Source organism: Ignavibacteriota bacterium, from assembly GCA_016218045.1.
GTDB lineage: Bacteria > Bacteroidota > Ignavibacteria > SZUA-365 > SZUA-365 > JACRFB01.
In genome coordinates, this window is the sequence record JACRFB010000048.1 from 19,918 (window position 1) to 30,894 (window position 10,977).

Sequence of the window (10,977 nt, forward strand, 5' to 3'; positions counted from 1 at the left end):
CCATCGCACTCCCGTGAACAAAAACGCCGCCGGTTTCGGCATCCTCCTTATCGTCTCGGCCGTCACCGCCTGGTACTTCAGCGACCTGACCATCCGCATAGCCGCCGGCGGTGCAGCCGCCATCGGCCTGGGTGGCGCGATCTGGACCCTCGTCTCGCAGCGTCGATCGAGCGACACCGACGAAACATCCGAGGCCGACGACACGCAGCCCGCATCGCGGGACGCGGCGGGCGGCAGTGATGCGGGACAGCGGGATGCGGACGCCTCCGGCGCGCAGCAGGCGCAGCGCGCGCCTTCACCGCGCACGCCGCGTATTCATCGCGGGGCGGAGATCCCGGAACAGTACTACCGCGGCGAAGCCCCGCCTCCCGTCAGCGACGATCCGCGCGCGGAATTCGACTATGTGACACAGCAGATCCTCACCGCCTTGAAGGATCATCTCATCGCGCACAGTGTCGCGCTGTTCTGGATCAATACCGAGCGGCAGCAGTTGGTGATCGGACCCTTCGTCTCCGACAGCAAGGGGTTCACCACGGCGCGGCGGCTTGCACTCGGCACCGACCTCGTGAGCCAGGCCGGCATATCGGGCAAGCCGGTGCTGCTTGCCGATATCGTGCCCTCGTCGGAGCAGGACCTGATTCCCTACTACGACGCGCGCGAAGGTGTGCAGTCGTTTGTGGCGGTGCCCGTGTATTTCGACGACGAACCGATCGCCGCGGTGGTTGCCGACAGCATGGCGCCCGACGCCTTCGGCGTCGAGACCGTCGCGTCCATCGGCCGCTTCACTGCCATCATCTCCCTCCTGCTCGCGGGCTTCAATCAGAAATTCAATCTCTCGGCCGACGCCAAGCTGCTTGCGACTCTCGGTGCCATGCGGCGCTCGATGCAGTCGGTGATGGATCCCTACGGCGTCGCCTCCGCCGCTGCCGCGGCCGCAGCGGATGTGCTCGATTGGGATTACATGGCGGTGATTCTCTTCAACAACGAGAAGCGCTGTTGGTCCGTCGTGCGCAGCCAGAGCCGCGCGGCGAGTCTGCCCTACGTGTCGGAAGGAGTGACCGTCTCCATGGACGGATCGGTGCTGCGTTCCGCCCTCGACGAACAGGACGCGCGCATCATCGCGTCGCCCAAGCAGCCGGCCTACCGCTTCCACGAAAAGGAGACCATCGCGTCGCAGGGCGAAATCTGCGCAGCGCCCATACTCACGCCGCGGCGCTGCCTCGGCCTGCTCGTGGTGGAATACCGCGAGGGCTCGCAGTACGGGTCGCGCGATATCACGGTGCTGAATCAGATCGCCGAGATGGCCGGGCTGTTCCTCGACGCGCAGCAGACGCGCGAACTCGCCCGGAAACACCTGCTCATCGACGAGACGACACGCGTCTCGAGCCGCACCTTCCTGCTTCAGCGTCTCAACGAGGAACACGCGCGCATGCGCAAGGCGTCCGGCGAAGCAGTGTTTTTCCTCATCGGCCTCGACAACCCGGAGGAAGTGACCGCGCGGTACGGACAGGACGGACTCGACGAAATACTCGCGCAGCTCGGCCAGGTTGTGCGCGGCACCGTGCAGATCTACGACGTGCTGGGGCGATTCGATTCCTCGCGTTTCGGCTTGCTCATGCTGCACACGGGCGCGGAGGACGCGTATCTCCGCGGCGAGAAGATCCGCAAGGCCATCGCCGGACTCGTGCTTTCACAGGACGGCACCTCCTTCTCCGTCACCGCGAGTCTCGCGGGCTGCGCCTTCTCCGAAGGGCGCGATCTCGACCATGTGCTGCGCGTCTGCGAGCAGGCCATGAATCTTGCCGTCGGCGACGGCGGCAATTGCGTAAAAGTTGTGTAAGGTCACCCTGACGTGAGCGGGCTCCGCCCGGCCCTTTCGTTCATCCACACGTCGTGCACCGCTGCGAAACACACCCGGACCGGGGATGTGCGGTTTTTTGCTTCGCACTGGATTTTTTCCCATATTTCCGGTTCGTGTCCGGTTACGCGACACGTTGATACTATGTTCATCTCCCCGAGGCACACGCGTGAGAATATCGAAACAGTACACGAATCGAGAAAGCCAGTCCCTCGACAAATACCTCCAGGAAATCGGCCGTGTCGATCTGCTCACGCCGGAGGAAGAAATCGAGCTTGCGAAGAAAATCAAGTCCGCCGGTCCCGGCTCACAGGGAGCACTTGAGAAGCTCACGAAAGCGAATCTGCGTTTCGTCGTGTCGGTGGCCAAGCAGTATCAGAATCAGGGCCTGTCGCTCGGCGATCTGATCAACGAGGGGAATCTCGGTTTGATCAAGGCCGCGAAGCGTTTCGACGAGACGCGCGGTTTCAAGTTCATCTCGTACGCGGTGTGGTGGATCCGCCAGTCGATCCTTCAGGCGCTGGCCGAGCAGTCGCGCATTGTGCGCCTTCCGCTGAACCGCGTCGGCGCGTTGAACAAGATCGGTAAAAAATTCAGCGAACTCGAGCAGTCGTACGAGCGCGAACCGAGCGCGAGCGAACTTGCAAGCGAACTCGACATGACGCTATTCGAAGTCGCCGACACGCTGAAAATTTCGGGCCGGCACATCTCGGTCGACGCACCTTTTGCGCAGGGCGAGGACAACCGCCTGCTCGACGTGATACAGGACGACCGTCAGCCGGCGCCCGACAATTCGCTCATGAACGAATCGCTCAAGGTGGAAGTGCGCCGCGCGCTCTCCTCGCTCAGCGAACGCGAAGCGGAAGTCATCCGCCTGTATTTCGGACTCGACCGCGAACATTCGCTCACCCTCGAGGAAATCGGCGAGAAGTTCAACCTCACGCGCGAACGCGTCCGCCAGATCAAGGAAAAGGCCATCCGCCGCCTCCGCCACGCCTCGCGCAGCAAGCAGCTCCGGGCGTATCTCGGATAGAACGGTGTACGTTTTACGGTGACCGGTAAACGTTGAAAGTAGCAAGGTAGCAAGGTAACAAAACGGCGAAGTTCACCGTTTTTCCACTTTGCTACTTTTCCACTTTGCTACTTTTCCACTTTGCTACTTTTCCACTTTGCTACCTTGCTACGTGTCACGTGGATACGTGTCACGTGGATACGTGTAACGTGAATCGTGCGTCCGCGCCGGTCACTTCCCCGTCAGGGGCAAAAAAGGGTATTGTGTTGCGACACAGGATGGACTAATTTCACATCGCTAAACCATGATGTGCCAGACTGGAGATTTTCATGAAGAAAACGGCACTGCCTCTTCCGGAAAGCTTCATCGTTCACGCCACAGCCCTGGTCAATCATGTGCACGGAAAATCAGCAACCCAGGAGGACGCGCATTCCGTAGCGCTCGCATCTGCTCGTAGTCGACATTTTTCCCTCACGGTCATGGAGCTCGCTCCACTGCCGCACACCTCGACACAGCAGATCATGGACCTAAGGCAGAAGTAGCGTACTGCCAGCTTTCACGCGCCGCTCGGCACCCACCGGGCGGCGTTTTTTTCTAGGAGATAGCAGCTAGGATCTGGGAGCTGGGAGAGCGGGACAGCGGGAGAGCGGGACAACGAAATAGTGTCTCGCTGAGCGGAGTCGAAGCGCGACGGGACAGCGGGACAGCGGGACAGCGGGAGAGTGGAACAACGAAATAGTGTCTCGCTGAGCGGAGTCGAAGCGCGACGGGACAGCGGGAGAGCGGGAGAGCGGGAGAGCGGGAGAGTGGAACAACGAAATAGTGTCTCGCTGAGCGGAGTCGAAGCGCGACGGGAGAGCGGGACAGCGGGACAGCGGGACAGCGGGAGCCACCTCAGCCTTGCCACTTTGCTACCTTGCCACTTTGCCACCTTGCCACCTTGCCACCTTGCCACCTTGCTACTCCACGTGTCACGTGGATACGTGTTACGTGTAACATTGAAAGTGGAAAGTGGTACGCCCTCTCGCTTACCGCTTCTTCAACCTGTAATAACAATACTCCGCGAATGCCCTGAGGGCTTGTGTTTGCGCGTGGAGCGTGCCGACGCCATCGACGCCGTAGCCGTCTTCACCGCCTCGGGGATTCCATCCGTTGCGGATGCCGTGGTCGGCGCCGCGATGCAGGGTGACGCGCGACTGTCCGCGGTTGTTGGTCCAGACGTGCTCGAGCATCTTTTCGATTTTCCCCGGGATGTCGGCAAGTTTGTCGGGCGCGACGGAGTAGGCGTCGAGCAGGTAATGTACAAACGCGCCGTTGCCGTCCATGCGGAGCTGGTAAAAGTCTTCCGGATGCACCCATCCCGTCTTTGGATCGAGGATGCGGCGTGCCGTGGCGATGATGATGTCGCGGTACTTTCGTTCCTTCGTCACGCGATACAGATCGGCCGCAACCGAGCAGTATTCGGTGCCCTCCCAGGGTAGTTGTTTTCCGAAGGCGGCGAGTCCTTCCTCCCCTTTCCATACACCGTTCCCGCGGTACCACGTCTTCTCGATTCCCCCGATGCGGCCGTCGCCGTTCCACACCTTCAGCGCGTCGCGCAGGAAGCTGCTGTCACCCGTGGCGGTGAAGAGGCGGCAGGCCACCGACACCATGTGATTCATGTTGCTGTTGGTGAAGATGCGATCGCGCACGTTTGCATTCGGCGGCCAGTTGTACCAGCTCCAGAATCCTTCGTGATTCGAGAGCCGCCCTTCTTCTCGGGCGGTGAGGTAGCGGTGTTTCGCACTCTCGACGAGCAGGCGGTTGTTACGTCCGGTGAAATCCCACCACGTCAATTCCGCAAGGGCGTTCCATGCGCGGTCGTCGACCCAGGTGCCGTTGAAGAGGTCCTTGAGCGGATGTACGTCGGTGTGGAAACGGAGCAGTGAGGAATCGCCGGTAGCGGCGAACAGGTACGCATCGGCGATCGCGCCGTTGGCCGCTTCCCATCCCGCGACATATTGCCGCACATAGAGCGGACGGATAAGGTAGGCGCGTTGCAGCCAGGGATCCGTAGGCACATAGGTGGATGCAGCCGGATCGACAGGCCCCTCGGGTGTTGCGGGCGACGCGGCGCGGAGAATGAAATACACCGCCGCCGCCGCGAGCACGAGTCCTGCTCCGAGGAAGAGAAGTGTGCGAGGCGTGACCATCTGTCGCTGCTGCGCGGAGGCCGGTGCAGTATGAACCGGATGTGCCCCGCGGCCCTGTCCTGTGGCGGTTCCCCCTTTCATGGGGTGTTACTGCGCGGGTGGGACGTAGTCGACCTTCGCGACCTGGCCGTCCGAACCGAGGTTGAAAAACGCGAGGACCTGCGCATTCAGGAACTCGTCTGTTTTCGGATCCATGAGATTGAGCCGGTACTCGTTGATGATCATGATCTGCATCTTGACCCACTCGCCCCAGCAGTCCTGGCAGGCATGCGCCTTGAGTGCCGCGCCCACATCTCCGACATAAAAGGCGGTGTTCTTGACCGCGTCCTTTTCATTCCCGCAGCGGGAACATTGTATGGTTGCCACGTCGCTATCCTGTGTTATGTGTGAAGCGGAAAAATAGCGCGCCCCGCTCTGGCGAGCAACGCGATCAACGCCGGCCGGCTTCCGTGGGTAAGTGTGCTAGAAAGTCCGGGAGGGGGCCGAAAGGCGATCCGCGTTTTGTGACGTACAGAACGCGGGTGAAGAGCGCCGATTCGCGCAGTTCGATGCGATAACCCTTCACTTCTTCGCTGCTGCCCGATACGGTGGTGATTTCAAATGCGGCGGAGATGCGTGTTTCCCTGCCAGCATCCACCATCACGCTGTCCTTGACGGGCGGAGGAATTTCGCTGCGGCGGATTTCCTTCTCCCATCCCAAAATCCCCGAATCCTCTTGGATGACAAGGCGGTACGTACGCCCGCTGTGGAAAATGGTGGCATCGAAGTACGTCGTTATGGTATCCCCCCTGGTCGAATCAAACGATATCAACTCCGCCCACGAGCGCAGCGTCGCGCCCGCAAAACGCGAGTCGACAGCTTTCCGCACCGCATCCGGCGGATGGAGGACCACGTCGTCGCTGCGGGACTGGAAGACACAACCGTCATACACGCACAGGCCTGCGAGAAGCAGTCCCGCGAGATACATCCCTGAAAGTTTCCGCATGCCATCTCCTCTCATCGGTGAAAGTACCCGCCTGCAACCGTATCCGTCTATGTATCACGCAACGTGGTCGCGCCGTTGAACATATCAATGTGATCACTGCAGGAAGGCAGAAACGATACAAACACTGCGACTGTGAAGAACACAACCCGAATGCGACCCAGCATCATCACACCCCCGCAGGAAGGTAATTCTGTCGATAACAGACATGAATATACGAACCTGAGCAACACATCCAATCCCTTTCATTGTTCGAATCGAATCGCCGTTGCGTATTCCTGCGATGCGTCCGGAGCAGAGGCATTTGCGCATGGGTTGCAGTTCTTTGCCGATACACGGAACTTGCGCTTGTACCTCGACACCGACCGAACAGAAAACGATCCCCGACATGGACCCGTCATGAACTCCCGCACAGCCCGGAATCGTACCCGCCAGTACGGCTCCTTGCCATGGATCAGCGCGTGGATATCCGCGCGTCCTGAAGTCCATCGGAACACCGACGCATGTGTTGCACATGGGGTGTGCCCCGGCGTCGCAGGTGCTGCAGCGCTCTGTCTATTCATCATGCTCGCAGCGCTACCCTGTCGCGCCGCGGCCCAGATCACAGCCTACGGCCTCGACGGCAGGACCATCACCGCGCTAGTCGCCGAGGTGGAAGAGAAGGATGGAGGCATCACGCAGTTCGGGCACCTGCTCTTTGCCGGTACCGATACGGGCGGCGTGTTTCTTGCGCGCGCGACAGACAAGGTGCCGCGGTGGACGGACGCGGGTTTGCGCGCGGGTCTGGGCGGTGTCAGCGCGCTGGGCCTGCAGCACTGGGGCGCGGGTCCGCGCGACGGTCTGCACCTGTTCGCCGCGCCGCGGCGCGCGCCGAACGACACAGTGACACCATGCATATATCGGACTACTCTATCCTATTCTCCCGCCACACCGTTCGAGTGGGCATCCGCCGACAGCGGTCTCCCTCGTCGCGCCGCACCCGCGCCGCCATACGACACCGCCACGGTGATTCGGGCCATCGCCGCCTGGTACTACACCGGACACACGCCGCCGCAGCCCGTGCTCGCGGGCGGTGCCGGGGTCTACACGGCGGGGGCCGGCGCGGTATTCTGGACGGAGGCCTCGGGCGCGCGCGACATCAACGCCATCGACGTGATGCCGCGCTGGTTCTGCACACTTGCGTGGGCGACGGGCGGCTACGTGAATCCCTACGCGTACGTCTCGCGTGATGCGGGTGCCACGTGGAAGGAAATCCGTTTCCCGAATCTGATCGAGGGAGTCGCGCGCGGGGTTGCCATTGCGCCCGGATCCGGGGATACGGTGTATGTCGGATTTCAGGGCGTGCAGCGAACGACGGACGGCGGCGCGACATGGACCGAAATGTTGAAAACACCGTCGTTCCGTGTACGCGTGCTCTGCTGCGATCCGCGCAATCCGGCGGCGGTGTATGCCGGCGGAATTGGCATGGAGGGCAACCGGACTGTTGTATGTAAACGCAGCACGGATGCTGGTCGCACCTGGACCAGCATCTACGCTCCCGACGACGTGCCGGTGGGTGAAGTGCGCCACCTCGCCATCGCCGCGCGCGACAGTGTGGAATTCGGCCGTGCGGCCACGCGCGGACTTTTCCTCGGCACACAGGGCACGGGTGTGTGGGTGTACAACATCGACGCGCCCACATATTCAGGCGGCACACCTCCCGTACCCTCCCGCTTCACGGCATCCATTCTTCCGCACCCCGCGCGGACACACGCCTCGCTGACAATCGAGACAACGGACCAACGACCCGTTCACATCCGCATCAACGACATGCTCGGCCGCACCGTGTGGTCAGCGACATCTTCACCGAGTGCGGAAAAGTCCAGCATCACCCTCCCCATCGAAACCCTCACTCCCGGCATGTATCACTGCACCGTGGAAAACTCTGCGCGGACACTCCTCCTGCCACTCATCGTCGCGCACTAGGCGGGACAGCGGGAGAGCGGGACAGCGGGACAGCGGGACAGCGGGAGAGCGGGACAGCGGGAGAGCGGGACAGCGGGAGAGCGGGAGAGCGGGAGAGCGGGACAGCGGGACAGCGGGACAGCGGGAGAGAACTCCCCCTTCCCCCTCTTAAAAAGAGGGGGTTGTCCTTTTATATTTGCTTACAAGCAGAGGCCACCCCCTCAATCCCTACCGTCTACCAACTACCGTCTACCATCTACCGTCTACCAACCACCCTCTCCCCCTACACAACTCCTGTCTCCTGCATCCTGCCTCCTCACACACACCCGGCAGATCCCACCCCCTCAACCCCTACTACCTACCAGCTACCCCCTCACTCCACCACGATCTTCCGCACTTCGCGGTCGTTGCCGAGATCGCACTCGAGGAAGTACACACCCGGGGGACAGGCGCTGAGATCCACGGGCCAGGATGTCGCATCGCTGTGGGTGCTGCGAGCGACGCAGCGCCCGGCGGAGTTCCATACCACGATGCGCCCCGAACGCGCTCTGCCGTCCAGTGCCGTCACGGTGGTGCTCCCGCGCGCGGGATTGGGGAACAACGCATACATCTGGCGTGGCGAGACCGGGATCGATGCGGCCTCGAGTGCCGTCACCACGTCATCGATACGGAAAATGGTAAGATGCGCATCGGCACCGCTTGCAAGACGTTTTTGCGCTGCATCTGGAGTACAAGGAAAATCAGGAGAACTTGTTAGTCCAACAGCAATGATATACTCGGGACTAAACCCAATAGTATAAAATGTTTCCTCGCCACTTCCTGAATATATAAGACTATATAATATTTTTCGCCCATCCCGTGAAATAATGGACAAGGTCGCATCACGCTCACCGCCTCGCGGGCCAATCGAATCAGTTTTCGGATAGTCGATCGATCCTGTGCCGCCGTACAGCCAAATCAGTCCCCTTTTTTCTGCGATCCCATACACGTATTCAATAGCGTAATCTCCACCAAAACGTGTGGACCAGCTAAGCCACTTACTGGTGTCGAATTTTGCGATGTATGTGTTCCACCCGTCTCTAGGCAGATTTCGCTTTATTACATCCGGGGTAGTGGGATAATCATCAGAATACGTAGTTCCGGTAACGAGAATGCCACCATCTGACGTCTGCGTGACGCAATCCAAATCTTCACCGTATGATCCGCCGAAATATGTCGAATACAGAATCTTCGATGATTTCCAATTAAGCTTCCCAAACATAACCGCGGCAGCGCTTGGCGCGGTACGCATGACGGCGTCTTGTGTCACCGGGAAGTTGTACGATCCTGTATTACCGCCGAAGAGAATTGTATCACCGTAGAGTTCTACCGACATCACTTCGTCAATATGATTACCGCCCAGATACGTCGACCATTCGAACGTCCTGCTTCGAACATTGAAAACGCCGATGTATGCGTCCACTTCTCCACCTCCGTATCTCGACTGCACATTACCCGGAGTAATGGGAAATCCCGACGACGAGAATGTAGAACCACCAAAAGCGACTCTTCCAGTTGTCTTGTCCGCACTCAGCGACCACGTGCTCTCGATATCGTTGCCCCCGAAATATGTGGAGTAGAGGAGTTTCCTGCAGTCCAGATCGAACACAGCGATAAACTGATCACGAATTCCTTTCAACTTCTTGCTGAACGCATCCGGTGTCACTGGAAAATCGGCGGACTCTGTCGCCCCCAATATGACAACAGTGGAGTCCACGATTCGCAGACCTGTGGCCATATCGGCGTTGGATCTGCCAAGATAGGTTTTATTGGTAATCTGCTTTGTATTCAGATTCATCGTGAAAACGAGCATATCAAATCCACCTTTGTATGTGGTGGCGTACCCATTTGTATCGACGTCTATGTCTGAGCTTTGTGTCTCCATCAGGCAATATGCGAGCGTGTCGTTGAAGACATCCATGTCACGGATCAAATCATCATTGTTCCCACCCAGAAGCGTCGAGTACACGGGATCGATGTACACGGGCACTCCGGCTCGTCCCTGCACCTCGAGGCCGAAGCTCGTGTCGCTCCGGCGGTAATACCGTGTGGCGCACGGCTGGGGGATACCGTTGACGAGCTGAAACCCCGTGGGGCCCTCCTCGGTGAAGGTGTGCCGCGGGTAGTGGATGAACACGCGCCGCCCGTCGGCGCTCGTGCGAATGCTGTCGGCGTCGGGATAGGAGAACGCGAGCGCCGCACAGTGGGCGGGCGTCCGCGCAAGGATGTCGTACTTGAGACGCCCGTCCTTCAGGTAGTAGTGGAGATCCACGCCCGGGTACAGACCGCGATACGACACCGTGTCGACCGCTGTCGCCGTGCGTGCGCCACCGGCGTCGATGAAAGAAACATTCGTGCTCCGCAGACCGCCCGCCGTGGGACTGCCGCCGGCGGTGCCGGCGAAGAACATCCGCGCCACGGTGTGCGAGGCAGTGAATCGTTCACGCGTTGGGAAGGTGGATACCGTGCGCACCGGTGTTCTGTTGCGCGGTGTTGCCGCCGCACCGTCCCGCGCGGTGAAGACGATGGATCCATCGAGGAAGAACGTGGCCGCGCCGTCCGCCTCCGTATAGTATCGAACCGCCGCGGCCTTCCGTCCCTCGTTGCAGAACAGCGCGGGTGTACGATCCATCGTGCTGTACACGTGCGCAGAGACCGAAACAATACACGGCGCTTCCTGCCGATCCACATCCGTATCCTGCAGCAGATACGTCGTACCCGCACTCAGCAGGACCGTCAGAACACGCAACACCGGAGAGAAACGAACATGCATGGTCAATCACCCACTGTCACCAATCCTCATCGATTCACGCAGCACCTGCCTCGTGGTCCGCGCAGCCGTGACACGTGCAGGCAATCTACATACGGCTGAAATGCGGAAAAACAGAGCGGGACAGCAGGACAGCGGGAGAGCGGGACAGCGGGACAGCGGGACAGCGGGACAGCGGGA

At 60.3% G+C, this 10,977-nt stretch carries 8 protein-coding genes; 4 read left to right on the forward strand and 4 right to left on the reverse strand.

All coding sequences use genetic code 11. The features are described 5' to 3' along the window. The first annotated feature begins 13 nt into the window (after nucleotides 1–13). The 3 genes from HY962_12965 to HY962_12975 all read left to right on the forward strand — a co-directional run bounded on the left by HY962_12965 (nucleotide 14) and on the right by HY962_12975 (nucleotide 3,412). A complete protein-coding gene (locus HY962_12965; protein MBI5647833.1) occupies nucleotides 14–1,840 on the forward strand; it encodes a GGDEF domain-containing protein in 1,827 nt (608 codons plus the stop codon). A gap of 85 nt (nucleotides 1,841–1,925) precedes the next feature. Beyond that, nucleotides 1,926–2,891 carry a sigma-70 family RNA polymerase sigma factor gene (locus HY962_12970; GenBank protein ID MBI5647834.1) on the forward strand — a complete coding sequence of 322 codons (966 nt, stop codon included), beginning with the start codon at nucleotides 1,926–1,928 and terminating at the stop codon, nucleotides 2,889–2,891. A 308-nt stretch (nucleotides 2,892–3,199) separates the two neighbouring features. Next, nucleotides 3,200–3,412: a hypothetical protein gene (locus HY962_12975; protein MBI5647835.1), complete on the forward strand. Its 213-nt coding sequence runs from the start codon at nucleotides 3,200–3,202 to the stop codon at nucleotides 3,410–3,412. Between the two features lie 486 nt (nucleotides 3,413–3,898). On the opposite strand, the gene HY962_12980 is transcribed toward HY962_12975, so the two are convergent. The 3 genes from HY962_12980 to HY962_12990 all read right to left on the reverse strand — a co-directional run bounded on the left by HY962_12980 (nucleotide 3,899) and on the right by HY962_12990 (nucleotide 6,047). After that, nucleotides 3,899–5,062, reverse strand: coding sequence for a hypothetical protein (locus HY962_12980; GenBank protein MBI5647836.1), 1,164 nt, complete (start codon nucleotides 5,060–5,062; stop codon nucleotides 3,899–3,901). 87 nt (nucleotides 5,063–5,149) lie between these two features. After that, complete coding sequence (locus HY962_12985; GenBank protein ID MBI5647837.1) at nucleotides 5,150–5,428, reverse strand: Fe(2+)-trafficking protein; 279 nt, start codon at nucleotides 5,426–5,428, stop codon at nucleotides 5,150–5,152. Nucleotides 5,429–5,492: 64 nt separating this feature from the next. Beyond that, complete coding sequence (locus HY962_12990; GenBank protein MBI5647838.1) at nucleotides 5,493–6,047, reverse strand: hypothetical protein; 555 nt, start codon at nucleotides 6,045–6,047, stop codon at nucleotides 5,493–5,495. 396 nt (nucleotides 6,048–6,443) lie between these two features. On the opposite strand from HY962_12990, the gene HY962_12995 reads away from it, so the two are divergent. Continuing rightward, nucleotides 6,444–8,009 carry a hypothetical protein gene (locus HY962_12995; GenBank protein MBI5647839.1) on the forward strand — a complete coding sequence of 522 codons (1,566 nt, stop codon included), beginning with the start codon at nucleotides 6,444–6,446 and terminating at the stop codon, nucleotides 8,007–8,009. A gap of 352 nt (nucleotides 8,010–8,361) precedes the next feature. Here the strand turns inward: HY962_12995 and HY962_13000 are convergent, their stop codons facing one another. Further along, nucleotides 8,362–10,800 (reverse strand): T9SS type A sorting domain-containing protein, encoded by a 2,439-nt coding sequence (locus HY962_13000; GenBank protein ID MBI5647840.1) that lies wholly within the window; start codon nucleotides 10,798–10,800, stop codon nucleotides 8,362–8,364. Nucleotides 10,801–10,977 lie beyond the last annotated feature (177 nt).

Coding starts and splice junctions, on each gene's coding strand:
- HY962_12970 (MBI5647834.1), top strand. CDS start 1,926: ATGTGCGGTTTTTTGCTTCGCACTGGATTTTTTCCCATATTTCCGGTT.
- HY962_12975 (MBI5647835.1), top strand. CDS start 3,200: ATGAAGAAAACGGCACTGCCTCTTCCGGAAAGCTTCATCGTTCACGCC.
- HY962_12980 (MBI5647836.1), bottom strand. CDS start 5,062: ATGGTCACGCCTCGCACACTTCTCTTCCTCGGAGCAGGACTCGTGCTC.
- HY962_12990 (MBI5647838.1), bottom strand. CDS start 6,047: ATGCGGAAACTTTCAGGGATGTATCTCGCGGGACTGCTTCTCGCAGGC.
- HY962_12995 (MBI5647839.1), top strand. CDS start 6,444: ATGAACTCCCGCACAGCCCGGAATCGTACCCGCCAGTACGGCTCCTTG.
- HY962_13000 (MBI5647840.1), bottom strand. CDS start 10,800: ATGCATGTTCGTTTCTCTCCGGTGTTGCGTGTTCTGACGGTCCTGCTG.